Source organism: Kribbella sp. NPDC051137 (genome assembly GCF_040682535.1).
Lineage (GTDB): Bacteria > Actinomycetota > Actinomycetes > Propionibacteriales > Kribbellaceae > Kribbella > Kribbella karoonensis.
Genome location: NZ_JBFBBI010000006.1, coordinates 574,486 through 591,814, shown reverse-complemented (window position 1 = coordinate 591,814; position 17,329 = coordinate 574,486). Strand labels below are relative to the sequence as shown.

At 68.7% G+C, this 17,329-nt stretch carries 16 protein-coding genes; 10 read left to right on the top strand and 6 right to left on the bottom strand.

The annotated features are described in order from the left end of the window. Positions 1–28: 28 nt before the first annotated feature. Both AB0M51_RS33560 and AB0M51_RS33555 read left to right on the top strand, forming a co-directional pair. Positions 29–1,264 carry an SAM-dependent methyltransferase gene (locus tag AB0M51_RS33560; protein ID WP_344192112.1) on the top strand — a complete coding sequence of 412 codons (1,236 nt, stop codon included), beginning with the start codon at positions 29–31 and terminating at the stop codon, positions 1,262–1,264. Further along, positions 1,261–2,352: a hypothetical protein gene (locus tag AB0M51_RS33555; protein ID WP_344192114.1), complete on the top strand. Its 1,092-nt coding sequence runs from the start codon at positions 1,261–1,263 to the stop codon at positions 2,350–2,352. Before AB0M51_RS33560 ends, AB0M51_RS33555 begins: the two co-directional genes overlap by 4 nt. 57 nt (positions 2,353–2,409) lie before the next feature. Here the strand turns inward: AB0M51_RS33555 and serC are convergent, their stop codons facing one another. Both serC and AB0M51_RS33545 read right to left on the bottom strand, forming a co-directional pair. Beyond that, the gene (gene serC / locus AB0M51_RS33550) at positions 2,410–3,537 is read right to left on the bottom strand and encodes a phosphoserine transaminase (RefSeq protein WP_344193514.1); all 1,128 of its coding nucleotides are present in this window, start codon (positions 3,535–3,537) and stop codon (positions 2,410–2,412) included. A gap of 95 nt (positions 3,538–3,632) precedes the next feature. Continuing rightward, complete coding sequence (locus AB0M51_RS33545; RefSeq protein WP_344192116.1) at positions 3,633–4,481, bottom strand: phytanoyl-CoA dioxygenase family protein; 849 nt, start codon at positions 4,479–4,481, stop codon at positions 3,633–3,635. Positions 4,482–4,608: 127 nt separating this feature from the next. Here AB0M51_RS33545 and AB0M51_RS33540 point away from each other — a divergent pair, with 127 nt between their 5' ends. Next, the gene (locus AB0M51_RS33540) at positions 4,609–5,337 is read left to right on the top strand and encodes an AraC family transcriptional regulator (RefSeq protein ID WP_344192118.1); all 729 of its coding nucleotides are present in this window, start codon (positions 4,609–4,611) and stop codon (positions 5,335–5,337) included. On the opposite strand, the gene AB0M51_RS33535 is transcribed toward AB0M51_RS33540, so the two are convergent. Next, positions 5,334–6,446, bottom strand: coding sequence for a citrate synthase 2 (locus AB0M51_RS33535; RefSeq protein WP_344192120.1), 1,113 nt, complete (start codon positions 6,444–6,446; stop codon positions 5,334–5,336). The two genes, AB0M51_RS33540 and AB0M51_RS33535, sit on opposite strands and share 4 nt — an antisense overlap. Before the next feature lie 81 nt (positions 6,447–6,527). Here AB0M51_RS33535 and AB0M51_RS33530 point away from each other — a divergent pair, with 81 nt between their 5' ends. Next, positions 6,528–7,025 (top strand): hypothetical protein, encoded by a 498-nt coding sequence (locus AB0M51_RS33530; protein WP_363751929.1) that lies wholly within the window; start codon positions 6,528–6,530, stop codon positions 7,023–7,025. 9 nt (positions 7,026–7,034) lie between these two features. Next, entirely contained in the window at positions 7,035–7,673 is a 639-nt protein-coding gene (pdxH, locus tag AB0M51_RS33525) for a pyridoxamine 5'-phosphate oxidase (RefSeq protein ID WP_344192124.1), read from the top strand. Here pdxH and AB0M51_RS33520 read toward each other — a convergent pair. Then, positions 7,625–9,796 (bottom strand): MMPL family transporter, encoded by a 2,172-nt coding sequence (locus AB0M51_RS33520; protein ID WP_363751925.1) that lies wholly within the window; start codon positions 9,794–9,796, stop codon positions 7,625–7,627. The two genes, pdxH and AB0M51_RS33520, sit on opposite strands and share 49 nt — an antisense overlap. Before the next feature lie 114 nt (positions 9,797–9,910). On the opposite strand from AB0M51_RS33520, the gene AB0M51_RS33515 reads away from it, so the two are divergent. Then, positions 9,911–10,615, top strand: a complete 705-nt coding sequence (locus tag AB0M51_RS33515; RefSeq protein ID WP_363751922.1) for a TetR/AcrR family transcriptional regulator — start codon at positions 9,911–9,913, stop codon at positions 10,613–10,615. A gap of 183 nt (positions 10,616–10,798) precedes the next feature. Here the strand turns inward: AB0M51_RS33515 and AB0M51_RS33510 are convergent, their stop codons facing one another. Then, positions 10,799–13,576, bottom strand: coding sequence for a DUF4365 domain-containing protein (locus AB0M51_RS33510; protein ID WP_363751919.1), 2,778 nt, complete (start codon positions 13,574–13,576; stop codon positions 10,799–10,801). Positions 13,577–13,939: 363 nt separating this feature from the next. On the opposite strand from AB0M51_RS33510, the gene AB0M51_RS33505 reads away from it, so the two are divergent. The 3 genes from AB0M51_RS33505 to AB0M51_RS33495 are packed head-to-tail and all read left to right on the top strand — an operon-like array spanning position 13,940 to position 15,746. After that, positions 13,940–14,230 carry a hypothetical protein gene (locus tag AB0M51_RS33505; protein WP_363751916.1) on the top strand — a complete coding sequence of 97 codons (291 nt, stop codon included), beginning with the start codon at positions 13,940–13,942 and terminating at the stop codon, positions 14,228–14,230. After that, positions 14,230–15,201: an SPFH domain-containing protein gene (locus tag AB0M51_RS33500; protein ID WP_344192131.1), complete on the top strand. Its 972-nt coding sequence runs from the start codon at positions 14,230–14,232 to the stop codon at positions 15,199–15,201. The genes AB0M51_RS33505 and AB0M51_RS33500 overlap by 1 nt, the downstream gene beginning before the upstream one ends. Then, positions 15,198–15,746, top strand: a complete 549-nt coding sequence (locus AB0M51_RS33495) for a CGNR zinc finger domain-containing protein (protein WP_344192133.1) — start codon at positions 15,198–15,200, stop codon at positions 15,744–15,746. Before AB0M51_RS33500 ends, AB0M51_RS33495 begins: the two co-directional genes overlap by 4 nt. Here the strand turns inward: AB0M51_RS33495 and AB0M51_RS33490 are convergent. Further along, complete coding sequence (locus AB0M51_RS33490) at positions 15,743–16,447, bottom strand: hypothetical protein (protein WP_344192135.1); 705 nt, start codon at positions 16,445–16,447, stop codon at positions 15,743–15,745. The genes AB0M51_RS33495 and AB0M51_RS33490 overlap by 4 nt on opposite strands. Positions 16,448–16,685: 238 nt before the next feature. On the opposite strand from AB0M51_RS33490, the gene AB0M51_RS33485 reads away from it, so the two are divergent. After that, complete coding sequence (locus tag AB0M51_RS33485; protein ID WP_344192137.1) at positions 16,686–17,303, top strand: TetR family transcriptional regulator; 618 nt, start codon at positions 16,686–16,688, stop codon at positions 17,301–17,303. Positions 17,304–17,329: the final 26 nt, after the last annotated feature.

Sequence of the window (17,329 nt, the reverse complement as noted above, 5' to 3'; positions counted from 1 at the left end):
GGGGGCGGGGGTCGGGGACAATGGCGCGGTGCAGCCAGAGGTGTGTTCGGGTGAGGTGCCGGTGGGGGCCGGGGCGTTGGGGGTGGTTCGGGCTGCGCTGCTGGAGCGGGACGGGCTGGTCCGGGGGGTGGGGTCCGGGCGGCGGCGGGGGGTTGCGGCGCCGGGGTTCGTCAGGGTCGAGGTGCGGTACGTCGACCTCAAGGGGGAGCGGTATCTGCAGGTCACCGAGTTCGACGAGCGGCAGGCGCATACGCGGAACGTGCCGGCGGGCGAGCTGGAGAAGGTGGTCGACGAGCTCCTCGGAGCGGGGTACGGGTCGTGGCATGTCGAGATGACCACCGAGACGTTGCGGCTGCGGTACACCAAGAAGGGCAAGGAGTTGCTGCACCGGCAGGAGGACAGCCGGGAGCAGCAGACGAGTCATGACCGGGTGAAGCGGCGGGTGCTGGATCCGGCCGCGCCGTTCCTGATCGAGCTCGGGATCAGTGACCACCAGGGGCGGGTGAAGCCGTCGCGGCAGGCGAAGTACAAGCAGATAGAAGAGTTCTGCAAGCTGCTGCAGCCGGCGCTCGACGAGGCGGTTGCTGCCGGGCGGATCGACAACGACCGGCCGCTGCAGGTGGTGGACCTCGGCTGCGGGAACGCGTACCTCACGCTGGCGGCGTACCACCTGCTGACGGCGGGCGGGCACGACGTACGGATGACCGGTATCGACCACAATCCGGCGGCCCGGAAGCGGAACACGCGGGTGGTCGAGGCGCTCGGTTGGGAGCAGCACCTGCGGTTCCTGGACGCGACGATCGAGGGAGCCGAGCTGGACGTGCGGCCGGACGTCGTACTGGCGCTGCACGCCTGCGACACGGCCACCGACGACGCGCTGGCGCGGGCCGTCCGCTGGGAGGCCGCGCTGGTACTTGCGGCCCCATGTTGCCATCACGACATCCAAAAGCAGCTGAAGAGCGTCACACCACCGGCGCCTTACGCGCTGATGACGAGGTATGGCATCGTTCGTGAGCGGTTCGCCGACGTCCTGACGGATACCCTGCGGGCGGCGGTGCTCCGACAGGTCGGCTATCGGGTGGAGGTCGTGCAGTTCGTGGACAGTCAGCACACGCCGCGCAATCTGCTGCTCCGCGCCGCGCGGACCGGGGCCGAACCGGCCGCGGACCTGCGCGCCGAGTACCAGGCAATGGTCACCGAATGGCAGGTGACGCCGCGCCTGGCGCAGCTGTTGCTCCCCGCGGGTGCTGAGGTGGTCTCGTGAGACAGCTCCGGGTCGCTCTCGCGCTGCTGGGTGCGACGCTCTGCGCCCTCGCAGGTGCCGCCCTGCCGACCGCCTCGGCGACCGGGAGCGCGAGCCCGGCGGCGAAGAAGCTGTTCTCGATCAAGGACGACCGGATCAAGCATCCGACCGGACTGGTCCGGAGCACCAAGCACCAGGGCACGTACTGGGCCGTGAGCAGCTCCGGCGACACCGGCCGGGTGTTCGCGCTCGACGCGACCGGCAAGGTGGAGGCGGTGTTCCGGTTCGGCGCGAAGGTCTCCGACGTCGAGGCGCTCGGCATCGACCGGAACGGCACGCTCTACGTCGCCGACATCGGCGACAGCAAGCAGAGCCGGGACCAGGTCGAGATCTACACGATCCCGGAGCCGGAGAGCCTGCAGGACGCCAACGTCAAGTACCACCAGTACGACTTCAAGTACCCCGACGGCGCCCACGACGCCGAGACGCTGCTGGTCGATCCGGGGACCAGTCAGCTGTACGTCGTGACGAAGTCGTCGCAGGGGGCCGGCACGATCTACTCCGCGCCTGCTTCGCCGACGCGCCAGGGCACCAACGACCTCACCAAGCTCGCCGCGGCACCGACCGGCGTGATCACCGACGGTACGTTCCTGCCGGACGGCCAGCGAGTGGTACTGCGGACCTCGACCGACCTGGCGACCGTGGCCTGGGGCGACAACCCGAACGCCATCGCCCGCAGCGCCGCCCTGCCCGGTGAGGGCGGCAGTGTCGCGCTCGGCGGCACCGACGGCACCGTGGTGTTCGCCGCCGACGGCAACAGCCCGGGCGTCTACGAGCTCGCGGTGCCCGCGAAGGCGGCGACCGGCGGTACGAAGACACCGTCGGCGAGCGCCACGCCGAAGCCCGCGACGACCGATAGCAACGGCACGGACACCTCCACGAAGAGTCACAACCTGCGCTGGATCATCATCGGCGCGGCCCTGTTCGCGCTGCTCATCACCGTCTTCACGTTCCCCCCGGGCCGCCGCGAACGCCGCGACCGCCAGGCCGAGAACGACCGCCTCACCGGCCAGTCACCGCCGACCCCGCACCGGCGTCAGCACTCCTGACAAACAGAACAGCCGCCGCCCCCAAGAGGGACGGCGGCTGTTTCGTAGCAGCAGGAGTTACTTGAGGTTCTCGACCACGTAGTCGATGGCCTGGGTGAGCTTCTCGACGTCGTCCGGGTCGACCGCCGGGAACATCGCCACCCGGAGCTGGTTGCGGCCCAGCTTGCGGTACGGCTCGGTGTCGACGATGCCGTTCGCGCGCAGCGTCTTCGCGACCGCGGCGGCATCGATCGAGTCGTCCAGGTCGATGGTGCCGATGACCAGCGAGCGGGCGTCGGGGTCGGTGACGTACGGCGTCGCGTACTCCGACTTCTCGGCCCACGTGTACAGCCGGTTGCTGGAGTCCGTCGTACGGCCGACGCTCCACTCCAGGCCGCCCTGGCCGTTGATCCAGTCGGTCTGCTCCGCCATCAGGAACAGCGTGGCCAGCGACGGCGTGTTGTAGGTCTGGTTCTTGCTGGAGTTGTCGATCGCGGTCGCCAGGTCCAGGAACGCCGGGGTCCAGCGGCCGGACGCGGTGATCTCCTCGACGCGCGCGAGCGCCGCCGGGCTCAGCACCGCGATCCACAGGCCGCCGTCCGAGGCGAAGCACTTCTGCGGGGCGAAGTAGTACGCGTCGACCTCGTTGATGTCGACCGGCAGGCCACCGGCGCCCGAGGTGGCGTCAATCGCGACCAGCGCACCCTCGTCGGCGCCCTCGACCCGCTTCACCGGCGCCATCACGCCGGTGGAGGTCTCGTTGTGCGGCCACGCGTACAGGTCGACGCCGGCTTCCGCGACCGCGACCGGACGGGTGCCGGGCTCGGCCTTCACGATCGTCGGGTCACCGAGGTGCGGCGCCTGCTGGGCGGCCTTGGCGAACTTCGAGGAGAACTCGCCGAAGCTCAGGTGCTGGCTCTTCTGCCGGATCAGCCCGAACGTCGCGACGTCCCAGAACGCGGTCGAGCCGCCGTTGCCGAGCACGACCTGGTAGCCGTCGGGCAGCTGGAACAGCTCCGCGACGCCCTCCTGGACCCGCTTCACCAGGTTCTTCACCGGCGCCTGCCGGTGCGAGGTGCCGAGCAGCTTGGCGCCCTCGGTCGCGAGCGCGGCGACCGCCTCGGGACGGACCTTCGACGGACCCGCGCCGAAGCGGCCGTCGTTGGGCTTGAGCTCTGCAGGAATCTGAATTTCGCTGGTCACCAGCGCGTTCCCTTCGTCGTCTGCCTCTCAGAAAGCCGACGACGCTGTCAGCGCGCTCTATCCTCGCACACCCCGCCCAACCGACACGCCGGGGTGTCTCATTCGTGCTTGCGGCTCACCGTCTCGGTCCCGGTCAGTACGGCGACCGGCCCGTCCGGGGTGTCGGTCCACTCGCCGCATGCACCGCCGCCCTCGGCGACTTCCAGGACCAGTTCGGACCCGTCCATCCGCAGCGCCGGGTGGTAGTACTGCGCGACGCGCTCCGCCTCGCCCTGGATGTAGTGCCCGATCAGCGCCCGCCGGAACCGGTCCGTGGTGACGTTCGGGTTGCTCCCGTGCACGAGCGCGCCGTGGAAGAACAGCACGTCGCCCGGCTCCATCTCCACAGGTACGGCGGCCTCGGCCGTCGGCAGCGGAACCGTGACGTCTGTGAAGCTGACCGTGGTGTCGGCCTTCTCGGTGCAGAGGATCGGCCAGCGGTGCGAGCCCGGCACGACCTCGAGGCACCCGTTCGCGACGTCGACGGTGTCGAGCGCCATCCAGGCCGCGATACAGGTCCCCGGGTCGGCCTTCAGGTAGAAGTTGTCCTGGTGCAGCGCCTGCCCGCGCGAACCGGCCGGCTTGAAGTAGACCATTGTCTGGACCGCGTACGGCGACCTCCCGAGCAGCTCGGTCATCACCGCGTCGATCCGCGGGTCGATCATCCACTGCAGCGACACGTCGTCCCAGCGGTGCATCTGCGCCATCCGCGGGTACCGCTTCAGCGGGTCCCGGTCGGTCGAGGTGTGGCCGGCGAAGTCGTGGTCGCGCGGGCCGCGCCGGCGGGCCTCCATGTAGTGGTCGCGGAGCCGCTCGGCCTCCTCCGTGGAGAACAGCCCGCGCACCAGCGTGTACCCGGTCTGCTCGAACTCTTCCCGGAGAGTGGACGTGTTGTATGAAACGCTCATGCACGACTCCCGCGCTCGTGTCCTAATCTGCCTGCACCGCCAATTTTCCTTCCGGGGAACAGTGGAAGGCCACGGACGATTCACGCGAGGAGTTGACTTTTTGACGCATCGCCTACAGCTCGAGACCATGTCACCGCCGACCTTCTGGCGGTGTGAGCCGAGCTGGTCCTGGACGTCGCGGCCGCTCGGCGACCATCTGCTGTGGTGTGTCCTCGACGGACGGGGCGAACTGGAGCTCGACGGCCGCCGGCAAGAACTGCGCCCAGGCGTCTGCGCGGTCTTCCGGCCGGGCGACGAGCCGCGGGCGACCCACGACCCGCACCGGCGGCTGCTGGTCTTCGGCATGCACTTCGAGACGGCCGGCACCGCCGCGCCCGATCCGCGCTGGGGCGAGGTGCCGGACCGTGAGTTCCTCGGTGTCCTCGCCCGCACCAGCGACGCGTCGTACCGCCGGGCTGATCCGCTCGGCCGGCACCAGGCCGAGCTGTGTCTCGAACAGCTCGTCGCGCTGGTCTGGGACGCCGTCCATCGCCCGGGCCGCACCGCGACGGACAGCGCCGTCGACGAGATCGCCAGGCAGCTCCGGCAGGACCCGGGCCGCGAGTGGACGGTCAGCGAGATGGCCGGTCGTGCCGCGCTCAGCCGGGCGCAGTTCACGCGCAGGTTCGTCAAACAGTTCGGGATGTCACCGGCGCAGTACCTGATCCAGGCGCGGATCGACCGCGCGCACCAGTTGCTCACCGAGAGCGGCATGACCGTCACCGCGACGGCCGCCGCCCTCGGCTACACCGACGTCCCGTACTTCAGTCGCCAGTACAAGCAACGCACCGGCCGAAGCCCGAGCCAGGAACACTAGGCCCAGGCCGGGTTCCAGCCCTCGATCGAGTCGGCCGGGCGGGTCGACGGGCCGGAGTAGATCGCGGACGGGCGGATCAGCCGGCCGGTGCGCTTCTGCTCCAGGACGTGCGCGCTCCAGCCCGCGGTCCGTGCACAGGTGAACATCGAGGTGAACATCGGCGGCGGCACCTCCGCGAAGTCCAGCACGATCGCCGCCCAGAACTCCACGTTGGTCTCCAGCACCCGGTCCGGCCGCCGCTCGCGCAGTTCGGCCAGTGCGGCCTGCTCGAGCGCCTCGGCCACCTCGTACCGCGGGGCGGCCAGCTCACGAGCGGTACGGCGGAGCACTCGGGCACGCGGGTCCTCGGCGCGGTACACCCGGTGCCCGAAGCCCATCAGCCGCTCGCCCGCGTCCAGCAGGCCCTTCACATAAGACCTGGCGTCGCCGGACCGCTCGACACCCTCGATCATCGTCAGTACGCGCGCCGGTGCGCCGCCGTGCAGCGGGCCCGACATCGCGCCGACCGCGCCGGACAGCGCCGCGGCGGCGTCCGCGCCGGTGGACGCGATCACCCGCGCGGTGAACGTCGACGCGTTCATGCCGTGCTCGGCCGCGGACGTCCAGTACGCGTCGACCGCCTTCACGTGTTTGGGATCCGGTTCGCCGCGCCAGCGGATCATGAACCGCTCGGTGATCGTGGTCGCCTTGTCCACCTCACGCTGCGGGACCATCGGGTGCCCGATCCCGCGGGCGGCCTGCGCGACGTACGACAACGCCATCACCGCCGCGCGGGACAGGTCCTCGCGGGCCTGGACGTCGTCGATGTCGTACAGCGGTCGCAGGCCCCAGGCGGGTGCGAGCATCGCCAGCGCGGACTGTACGTCGACCCGGACGTCGCCGGTGTGCACCGGCAGCGGGAACGGCTCCGCCGGCGGCAGGCCGGGCGTGAACGCACCGTCGACCAGCAGGCCCCAGACGTTCTCGAACGGCACCCGGCCGACCAGGTCCTCGATGTCCACACCGCGGTAGCGGAGGGCCGAACCTTCCTTGTCCGGCTCGGCGATCTGCGTGTCGAACGCGATCACGCCCTCCAGCCCGTGCTGCACCTCGGTCCTCGGATCAGACATACGACTCCCTCGTCCTCGTGGTCAGGCGCTCAAGCAGCATAGACGGGAAGGGTGGACCGCCGAGAGGTCTAGTCTCGATTCATGTCAAAGCCCCTCCCCGCACTCGGGCTCGTGATCGGCGTCATCGCCTGCTACGTGGCGATCCTCTGCGCGCAGTACTCGACGGCCAAGCTGCTGATCCGGATGCAGATGTACCGCAGCGATCCCGGTCAGATGCTGCCCGGCCTCGGGATCCTGCTCGTCGTCGCGGTCGTGCTCGGCCTGCTGATGATGGTGCCCTCGATCGGCGCCGGCGTGACGACCGGGGCCGGGGCACTGCTGACCGTCGTCGGTCTGGCCGCTCTGCTGCTGCCGCTGCGGCAGGCGTTCGACCTCGGGCGGCTGTTCCAGTTCCCCGGGACCCGGTACGGCGGCTACCTGCTGTTCGACGGTTCGTTCCTGCTGTTCGGCATACCGCTGTTGCTGGTGGGGATCCGGCGGTGGGCAGTGGATGCCAAGCTGGCCAAGCTTCCGCAAGGCCCTGGCTACCTGCAGCAGCCGCAGCAGCCGTATTACCCGGGGCAGCAGCCACGTCAGTAGGCTCGACGCGTGGACCTTGCGGAGATGCGGGAGACGTATGGGCTCGGTGAGCTGCTGGAGAGCCAGGTGGCGGCGGATCCCGTCGTACAGTTCGAGATCTGGCTCGACCAGGCGCGGCAGGCGGGTTTGGCGGAGCCCAATGCGATGGTGCTGGCCACGGCCGACGCCAACGGGCGTCCGTCCGCGCGGACCGTACTCCTGAAGCGTGTCGACGAACGTGGCTTCGTGTTCTACACCAACCAGCAGTCCCGCAAGGCCGAAGACCTGGCCGCGAACCCGCACTGCGCGCTGGTGTTCCCGTGGCACGCCATGGAGCGCCAGGTCCGTGTCGAAGGCACGGTGACGAAGCTGCCGACCGACGAGGTCGACGAGTACTTCGCCAGCCGCCCGCGCGGGTCGCAGCTCGGCGCCTGGGCGTCCCAGCAGAGCCAGCCGGTGGAGTCCCGCGAAGAGCTGGACCTGCAGTACGCGTCGTACGAGCGGCAGTGGCCGGAGGGCACCGAGATCTCGACGCCGTACTTCTGGGGCGGCTATATGGTCACTCCGGAGGCGTTCGAGTTCTGGCAGGGCCGCACCGGCCGGCTGCACGACCGGCTCGCCTACCGGCGCACCAATTCCTCCTGGGTGCTCTCCAGACTCCAGCCCTGAGGCTCCTCGCGGAAGCCGTGCCGCGTCCACCAGCGTGCCAGGGGCGCCGGCGCCCACCAGTTCGCGCGGCCGAGCAGCCGCATCGTCGCGGGGACCAGCAACGCCCGCACGATGGTCGCGTCCAGCGCGATCGCGATCACCAGCCCGACGCCGATCATCTTCACGAACACGATGCCCGAGGTGGAGAACGCCGCCACCACGATGATCAGCAGCAGCGCCGCGCTCGTGATGATCCCGCCGGTGCGCTGCAGCCCGAGGGCGACCGACTGGGTGTTCTCGCCGGTCCGGTCGTACTCCTCCCGGATCCGGCTGAGCAGGAAGACCTCGTAGTCCATCGACAGCCCGAACAGTACGGCGAACAGCAGCACCGGGTTGGTCGCGTCCAGGAACCCGGCCGGCGTGAAGTCCAGGAACCCGGACAGGTGGCCCTCCTGGAAGATCCACACCATCGCCCCGAACGCCGCGGACAGCGACAACACGTTCATCACCAGGGCCTTCAACGGCAGCACGAAGGAGCCGAAGGCAACGAACAGCAGGACGAACGTGACGATCACGATGAACCCGGCCATGTACGGCGCGCGTTCCTTCAGTACCTGCAGCAGGTCGATCACCGCCGCCGTCTCGCCACCCACCTGCACAGAGGTGCCGCTCGGCGCCGGCACTTCCCGCACCCCGTGGACGACGTCCCGCGCCGGCAGCTCCTGCCCGGTGTAGTGCGTGTGTACGACGACCGACGCGACGCCGTGCGCATATCCGCCGAGCCGCACGTCCTGCACGTCCCGAACCTGCTTCAACCGCGCGATGTACGGCGCCAGCGCCGTCGACGGATCAGCCGGGGGAGAGGAGAACCGCACGGCCGCGTAGATGTCCGACCCTCCCGCACCCGGGAAGTCCCGCTGCAGCGTCTCGGTGACGGTCCGCGAGGTCGCACCGGCCGGCAACGACCGGTGGTCGACGCCGCCGAGCTGGGCGCTCAGGAACGGGATACCCAGCACGAGCAGCACCGGGACGAGGACGACCACGTACCGCACCGGCCGCCGCATCACGCTGTGCGCGAGCCGGTACCAGGCGCCGTGCTCGGCAGCAGCCCTGCGGGGCTTGAAGATCCGCAGGTTGTTCACCCGGTGCCCGAGCACGGCGAGCAGCGCCGGCAGCGCGGTGAGGGCCGCGATCATCGCGATCGCGACCGCCGCGGCGCCGCCGTACGCCATCGACTTCAGGAACATCACCGGGAACAGCACGAGGCTGCTGATCGCGACGCCGACGGTCACTCCGGAGAACGCCACCGTACGCCCGGCGGTCGCCATCGTCGCGGTCAGCGCGGTCTCCACATCGTTGCCGTGCGCAAGCTCTTCGCGGAACCGGGTGACGATGAACAACGCGTAGTCGATCGCCAGCCCGAGCCCGATCATCGTGACGATGTTGATCGAGAAGATCGACACGTCGGTGACCGCGGACAGCCCGCGCAGCAGGACGAACGCGCCGAGGATCGCGAGCGCGCCGACGAACAGCGGCAGCGAAGCGGCGACCAGACCGCCGAAGACCACCACCAGCAGCACCAGCACGATCGGCGTCGAGATCGACTCGGCCTTCACGATGTCGTGCTCGGTCTGCGTGTTCACCTCGTCGAACACCGCGACCTCGCCGCCGACCTTGGTGTCCAGTGCGTGCGCCTGCGACCGCAACTGGCCGGACACCTTGTGGAACGTGGTCAGCCGGTCCTCCTGCGTGGCGCCGGCCAGCGTGAGGACGGCGTACGTGCTGTGCTGGTCCTTCGAGACGAAGGCGGGCGACTTGGTGCTCCAGTACGTCGCGACGCCGGTCACGTCGGCGGACGGCAGCGCGGACAGATGCTGCTCGACCGCCTGGCGGAACGCCGGATCCGCGACCGTCGCGGACGGGCTGCGGTAGAGCACGATCACGTCGGTGCCGGTCCGGCCGACGTTCTGCTCGATCGTCGTGACCGCGTGCGCGGCCTCGGTGTCCGGCGCGTCGAAGCCGCCGTTCGCCAGCGATCCGAACACGCCGGTGCCCCAGGCGAGCCCGAGCACCACGAAAACCCCGGTCAGGGCGAGCACCAGACGGCGCCGCCGGTACGTGAAGTGGCCGAGCGTCTCGAACACGAAACTCTCCCGAAGGGCGTAGATTGAGCGAAAGGCGTCGAGTGAACAGTGTTAACTGTTAACGGTGTTCACTCTAGGCGCCGGACCTGTGCCGATGTCAAGGAGTGTTTTCGCGTGGTGACCCGGGACCGACGGCGGGCGGCGACGCTCGCGGAGATCAAGGCGGCCGCCCGCCGGCTGCTGGTCTCCGGCGGTACGTCGGCGGTCGGCCTGCGTGCGGTCGCCCGCGAACTCGGGCTCACGCCGCCCGCGCTGTACCGCTACTTCCCGAGCCACGAGGCGCTGATCGGCGCGCTCGTCACGGACCTGTACGACGAGTTGACCACCGCGCTGATGGACCTGGCCGGCGCCGATGACGGCGACCTCGGTGCCAAGCTCTACCTGCTCGCGAACGGGCTCCGCGACTGGGCGCTCGCGCATCCGGCGGAGTTCGGGCTGGTGTTCGGTACCGCCGTACCGAATCCGGAGGGCGACGAGCACGAGGTGACGCCCGGGCATCAGGCCGCGATGCGGTTCGGGGGGCTGTTCAAGGAACTGGTCGCGCAGATCTGGCACCAGAAGCCGTTCCCGCATCCGGCCGACGAGCAGCTGGGGACCGTGCTGGTCGAGCAGCTGACCGCCGAGTCGGAGCATTTCCACGGGATGCCGGCCGGCGCGATCTACCTGTCGCTGAACTACTGGACCAGGCTCTACGGGCTGATCTGCATGGAGGTCTTCGGCCAGCTGCACTGGGTGCTGCCGGATGCCGCCGCCTACTTCGAGGCCCAGCTCTACGAGATCGGCCAGGCGCTGGGGCTCGACTGCCCGGAGCCTGGGTAACCGTATCCCGGAGATCTGGCGGGGACGGCCGCGAGGTGCTGCTGTTGCTGGCGGCCTCGGAGTCGACGCGGGTCCGTGCATTCGGCTGGTCGCCAAGCACAGTTGCACGGCTCGCGCCGAGCACGCACTGCGGCTGGCCAGCTAAGGAGGTCAAAGACGCCAGTTGCAGGGTTTGTTGCCGCGTTAGTCGTCCTCGACGAACCGCCCCCGAATGACCGCTGACTTGTGGCTTCGGAGTGTGTCCTCCACGCCCGCAAGTTCTTTAGCCGGGTACGCAGCGAGGCCCTGGGCGAGGCCGTCGAGCAGGGCGCAGCCGTTCTCCTGCATGAGGGCGCTGCGGATGATGACGAATGCACGGTCGCGATCGTCGGAATAGTTGTGCGCGTGTTCGACGATGCTGAAACCTGCCTGTGCGCGGACCGTGGGATTCTCGTCCACGACCATGGTGGCGAGGAACGGGAGTTTGCGTTCGGAGTTCCAGGCGGAGAGCGTCCTGCTGAAGCCGACAGGGTCGGCGCGGCGTTCGCTGAGGAGCTGCGCCTCGACTTCTAGGTCAGGCACGGTTCCGGCGGCGATGCGCAGGTGGGTCACGACGGCGGCGTACTCGTTGGCGCCGAATGAGATCCCGAACGATCGACCATTCAGGGTCGGTGCTAGCTTCTTCAGCTTCCTCTGCACGTGCGGCGGGAGTTCCTGGAAGCGCGAGGCAAGACGGCGGACTGCCCGCTGCTGCTGCGTCTCCTCGATGACGCATGCCTCGAGGGCGTCCGTGACCTCCTTCCACAGCGCTCGATCGTCGGTGTTGAGCGCGGCCAGGGTTAGGTCGTCGAGCTGGTCATTGACATAGCCGGTCATCTTCATCGTGCCGTTTTTGCCGCGAGCATCGGCAACCATGGCGCGCACGGCCTTCGCGGCAGTTCTGCCGAGCGCGAGGAAGTCGTCGCGGGCGGTTGAGCCGGCGACCAGGAGAGAGCGGACAGCGTTACTGTCGCCCGCGGCCGCGTGCCTACGGAGTTCTGCAACAGCGTCTGGGCTGACCGGTGTGATGACTTCGAGCAGGCCGATGGAGTATTGGTCGGCCCGCTTGATGGCTGCTTTGAGGAGCTTGTTGACCCGTGTGACGCCGAGGACCGCTGTGGCGAGGGAGTTGGCGACGCGCAGGTACGCCTGCGCGATCGAGTCGTCGCAGGTCGCGAAATCGGTTGCGATGAGATCGGCGACCTTCTTGTGCGACTTCACCGAGGCTGCCTTCAGGACCCGAGCCAGTGTGCCGTCGGCTTCGGACCAGCGATAGCTCCAGGCGCTACCGTGAACGCGTACGAGCCCGTCGGTCTTGAGCAGGTCCAGGATGCGCTGCACGAGGTGGTCCGCAGCTTTTGCGTCGAGGAGGTCGCCGGCCCGGGAGAGGACGACCATCGCTGGGCCCTCGTCGCGCTTGGTCCATGGGCGGTATGCAAGGGCGTTCACCAGAGGATGCAGGCTGTCGAGCGGCCCGTCCAGCCACATTTTGTGCGCGGCGTCCTTTGCTGCCTTCTTGTCGCCGATGAATATCAGTTGGCCCAGAGCTCCGGCGACACGGTCCGGGTCAGTCGTCGACGTGAACGTGAGCTGGGCGTTCATCGCAATGAGATGCCGCCAGGAGTTCCAGGCGCCGCTGAAGGCGGCGTTCCAGGCCACTGTGGTCAGGTCGTCGTGGGCGGAGCTGTTGATGAACCGCATGGAATTGTTCGAGGTCCAGCCTTCAAACCGGAGCTTCAGGTCCTTCTCGAGCGCCCAGCTGACGTCCTGGGCGCGCCACCAGTTCCCGGCATGGTCCTGTGCAGTGATCGTGGCCGCGAGGTCGCCCGTGGCGAACCCAGCGACGGTGTACAGGATGGACGCGGCTGCTCCGCGAATGGCGCTGATGGACAGGTCGCCGTCGAGTGCCTTGGTCGCAACCAGGGCCTTCTTCGCGGTCTGGGCAGCCTCCGCAGGCTTATCGAGTTCGAGAAGGAAGGCGGCTCGCTGGACCAGAAGCCATCCGCGGTCGGCCGGTTTCGTGGCTGAGCTGAGTTTGAGGACGTCCACTGCCTCCTGCGTCTGCTCTCTGGCGTAGGCCGCGCAGGCCCGGATGACGAGGCAAGCATCACGTTCGAACCGATGGCGGGCGTCTGCTGCGAGGCGCTCAAACCGGTCGCTGCCGCCGGTGCTCACGAGCTCGCGGAGAGCGTAGACGAACTGCCAGCTCCACTCCTTGTGGGACTCCCAGTCCTTGACCATTGGGCAGTGCCCTTCACGGGCGTGGTGCGCAAGCTCGGCGTACCGGCTCCGCATGACCAACGCCACAGCTTCTTCGAAGCTGACCTTGTCGATGGTCCGGTTGGCGTGCGGAGCGACGAGGCGAGGAAGCACTAAGGCGTTGCGGAGGCGGTCCGCAGGCGCGAGGTCGTTCAGGGCGCCGTTCCAGACCGCGCCCTCCAGGGCGTACTTGCGCCGCGAGACCGCGATTTTGGTCAGCGCGTCAATGTTAGCCTCGTCGACCTTCTGGTCAGCGGGGACGAAGATCTTGCGGCCCTTGCCAGTTGGGATGATGGCGTCACCGGTGACCTCGGCCCAGTACCCGATCTGATTCTTGGTATCGACGAGGACCAGCAAGTACGGCAGGCCGAAGGAAAGCCAGTGGTCGAAGTGGTACGTGTCGGACTCGTCGAACCACCAGCCGGACTCGCCGTTCCGCTTGTTGGCCGGCTTCAGGTACTCGGTATCGCTGCCCTTGACCTGCATGAAGACGGGCGCGCCGAGGTCCCAGGCGTTTTCCTTCTCCTCTGGCACTGCATTGTCGCGTGCGAACGTGACGAGGTCGGTCCCGATGTCCTCGCTGAGCTTCACCGGGGGAGCCCACCCGATGTCGGCGAAGATGACTTGCGCCTTGAGCTCGCCACGGGAGCCCGTCGTTTTGGTCGAGTGCACCGGCGTAGTCATGACCATAGTTCATCAGATTGAGCAAGCCTGCCTTGCAGGCATACGACCAGCACGCAGCCGTCTTGTTGGTTCGACGGCTCCATCTCGACAGAAAGAAGCCCGCGGGCGCTTCCTAAGACGCGACCGGGTGGCCGTGCTCAGGGTCAGGCGGACTGTCCTGACTGCCCGCGGGCCCGGTGGCTGGCGTTGTATTGGCCGACCACTTGCCCACTTAACTGTGGTTGGCGGTTAGCCCGCCGCCACCTCACGAGTCCGATAGCAATTCATGCGTTGGACCACCTCCCTTCGCGTGTACCGAAAACTTAGCGCCGGGCGGATCGCCGTTCAACCCGTTTTCGCCCAGGGATGAACGAGAATCGGGACATGATCGAACTGGGCCTGATTCCGCTGCTGCTCCTGATCGGAACCGGGTGGATCGCGTGGGCGTCGTACCGCCGGGCTGACCAGGCCGAGCAGGCGCTGGCCGCGGCCAACGCCGAGCAGCGGGCGCTGATGCAGGAGGTCAGAGCACTGGAGCGGGCGGTCGCGGCCGCGGAGCAGGGGCTGCGTACGCTCAGCTCGCATCCATCGGTGCCGCGCGACGTCGCGGTCACCGCCGACCTGACCTTGGCCGACGTACGGCGCATGGTGGAACACAAGGAGCACGACGACTGATGGCGAAACTGGGGAACGCGGCCGCCGCGATCAAGCCGAAAGGCAGCGCGAAGGTGAAGGTGATCGGGGGCCTGATCGTCGGCGTGATCGCGCTGATCATCCTGTTCAACATCTTCAACTTCGCGAACACCGACGCCAACCGGATCGGCCTGCACTACGGCGGCGGCGTCATCGAGGACAAGAAGTTCAAGTCGATCATCCCGCCCGGTTCGACGAACAAGCTGATCGGCCCCGGCGACACGGTCTACACGTACCCGATCGACCAGCGCTCGTACATCATCGGCGGCGACGGCGCGGACACGGACGCGGCCGACGAGGTCACCGTGGTCAGCAAGGACAACGTCCGGCTGGGGGTCCGGGTCCAGGTCTACTTCACGCTGAACCGGGACAAGGACGTGATCAAGTCCTTCCACGAGCGGATCGGCCTGAAGACCGAGGCGTACGAGGAGCGCGGCTGGAACGACATGCTGCAGAGCTACTTCCGCCCGCAGATCGACCGGGCGCTGGCCGCGGTCGCGACCAACTACGGCTGGGCCGAGCTGTACAACAACGAGGCGAAGAAGTCCGCGTTCCAGACCGCCGCGGCCAAGGAGTTCACCCGGCTGCTGCCGGCCGCGGTCGGCGGCGACTACTTCTGCGGCCCGGGCTACAACGGCAGCAACGACTGCGGCGAGCTGTCGTTCACGATCCAGAAGCCGATGCCGCTGGACAAGGGCATCATCGACGGGCTCGAGGCGAAGCAGCGCGCGGAGCTGGCGAAGGCGACGCAGGAGCAGAAGAACCAGCAGGTCCAGGTCGAGCTGCAGTCGGTCCAGCAGCAGGTCAAGCTGCTCGGCGCGAACGGCTACCTGCTGAAGTCCGCGATCGAGTCCGGCAAGATCCAGTTCATGGTCATCCCGCAGAACGGCAACGTCAGCATCCCGGTGCCGACCACCCAGCCGACGACCGCACCTTCACAACCCGCACGATGAGTTCGCTGCCGTCCCACCTCCAGCTTGTGCAGGGTGTCGTGCTGCCCAAGCCGGTGGGCGCGCACCCGGTGCTCGACTTCGTCAACACCCGGTCCGAGTGGACCACCCGCGGCCCTGCCCGGACCGAGTGGCTGACGTCGTACGACGCTTTCCTGATCTGGTGCTCGTACGTCGGTCTCACGGCCGGCGGTGACGGAGAGTTGGAGCCGGTGCTCGACTTCCGGTCCGACCTGTACGACGTACTCACCGGGCAGGCGACCGATCACACCTTCGCGTCCGCCGCTCGGCTGATCGAGAAGGCGACCGCCCAGCGGCGGCTGGTGCGGACCGACGACGGGCCTGCCTGGGAGCTGCCGGAGGACCCGCTGCAGGTCGTCGCACTAAGAGCGGGCGAGTTGCTCACCGGCCCGTCGCTCGGGCACGTCCGGACCTGCCCGTCCTGCGGGTGGCTGTTCCTCGACCCGCGCGGCCGCCGTCGCTGGTGCTCGATGGCCACCTGCGGCAACCGCGCCAAGGTCCGCGCCCACGCCGCGCGCGTACGTTAGTTGAAGGCGGCTGGGTCGACCGTGATCCAGGTGTGTTTCGCCCGGGCCAGCACGCGGCCGTCGGCGTCGTACAGGGTGCTGGCGGTGAAGGTCTTGCGGCCGTCCTCGCCGAGGTAGCGGCCGAGCGCGACGCACTCCTCGCCGATCTGCGGGCGGGCGTCGACGCACGCGGTCAGCTGGCCGAGGACCGACGGGCGTCCTTCGAGGTCGATCGTCCAGCCGCCGGGGCAGTCCAGCGCCGCCCACAGATACACCTCGTCGACGAGACCGTCCGTACCGAGGTCCGCCGTCGGCCGCCACGTGCACGCCGTACGGCCGCTGCCGATCGGGCCGGGCCTGAGCTGCAGGCCTCGCCGGTTCGCGGGTCCGCAGACGAAGCAGGTCGGGAACGGGTGGTCGTGCAGCCCGCGGTACGACGCCTCGGCCGCGCGCGCCTCCTCCGGCGGCACCGGGTCGATCGTCGCGTCGGCCAGGAACTCGCTGTCCATCGGCACGGCCTCGGCGACCAGCGTCTCACCGTCGGTCAGCCGGCCGTCCGACAGTTCGAGGTCGGTCTCCAGCGGCGGCGGCATCCGCAGCGTGACCTTCGGCACCTGCGACCCGTCCAGCTGCGCCGCGGTCCCGACCAGACCGGCGACGTACCCGCCGTTCCCCGATCGCTCCGGCCCCTGGAACCGCCGCTCGACCCGCACCAAAGTCATGGCCCACGACCCTAACCCACTCACGGATTTCACCCGCCTGCGCACGGGGCGTGGTGGAGGTGTGAAGGGTGTGGGTGGTGGGAAGGAAAGGGGTTCCGGGAAATCTGAGGATTTCTCGGAGACAACTGAGCTGAGCCCTCCAGTTCAAACGACCGTTTGAACTATGCTGACTGCAGGCTACTGCGCGTGAGCAGGTGGGGTGCCTGCGCGGGTGGTGGCCGGGGGGAAGGAGAACTCTGTGGAAACACCGGTCGAAACGACCAGGGAAAGGTTGCTCAACGTCGCCGAGCAACGGTTCGGCGAAGGGGGCTACGAGGGGACGTCGCTGCGCGCCATCACGGTCGCGGCGGCCGCGAACATCGCGGCGGTGAACTATCACTTCGGATCCAAGGAAGCGCTGCTGCGCGCGGCCGTGGCCCGGGCGATGGGACCGGTGAACGCCGAACGGCGGCGCCGGCTGGACCAGCTGGAGGCGGCCGACGATCCGGACGCCGAGCAACTCATCCGGGCCTTCGTCGAGCCCGGGCTGGACCTGGTGCTGCGGCGCGGCGAGCGCGGCGCGGTGGTGGCGCGGTTCATCGGGCGGATCGCGTTCGACCCGAGCCGGCGGATCCGGGAGCTGTACGCGGCCGAGTCGGACCCGGTCGAGAGCAGGTACCTGGCGGCGCTGCAGCGGGCGCTTCCGCGGGCGGCGCCGGACGCGGTCGCCTTCGGATACCTGAACATGCAGGGCCTGCTCGCGCTGCACCAGTCCCAGGCCCTCTCCCCGGCGCCCGGGGCGGAGGCCGCGGGAAACCTGGCCGAGAGGCTGGTGATGTTCCTGGTGGCCGCCTTTCACCACGGCCTCGGCTCGTAGCGAGTGGTCCTGGGCAGTTTGTCCAT

Bases quoted from the DNA above. Each gene is read 5' to 3' on its own strand.
- AB0M51_RS33545 (WP_344192116.1), bottom strand. From the start codon at position 4,481: ATGAGCGTTTCATACAACACGTCCACTCTCCGGGAAGAGTTCGAGCAG.
- AB0M51_RS33540 (WP_344192118.1), top strand. From the start codon at position 4,609: ATGTCACCGCCGACCTTCTGGCGGTGTGAGCCGAGCTGGTCCTGGACG.
- AB0M51_RS33535 (WP_344192120.1), bottom strand. From the start codon at position 6,446: ATGTCTGATCCGAGGACCGAGGTGCAGCACGGGCTGGAGGGCGTGATC.
- AB0M51_RS33530 (WP_363751929.1), top strand. From the start codon at position 6,528: ATGTCAAAGCCCCTCCCCGCACTCGGGCTCGTGATCGGCGTCATCGCC.
- AB0M51_RS33510 (WP_363751919.1), bottom strand. From the start codon at position 13,576: ATGACTACGCCGGTGCACTCGACCAAAACGACGGGCTCCCGTGGCGAG.
- AB0M51_RS33505 (WP_363751916.1), top strand. From the start codon at position 13,940: ATGATCGAACTGGGCCTGATTCCGCTGCTGCTCCTGATCGGAACCGGG.
- AB0M51_RS33500 (WP_344192131.1), top strand. From the start codon at position 14,230: ATGGCGAAACTGGGGAACGCGGCCGCCGCGATCAAGCCGAAAGGCAGC.
- AB0M51_RS33495 (WP_344192133.1), top strand. From the start codon at position 15,198: ATGAGTTCGCTGCCGTCCCACCTCCAGCTTGTGCAGGGTGTCGTGCTG.
- AB0M51_RS33490 (WP_344192135.1), bottom strand. From the start codon at position 16,447: ATGACTTTGGTGCGGGTCGAGCGGCGGTTCCAGGGGCCGGAGCGATCG.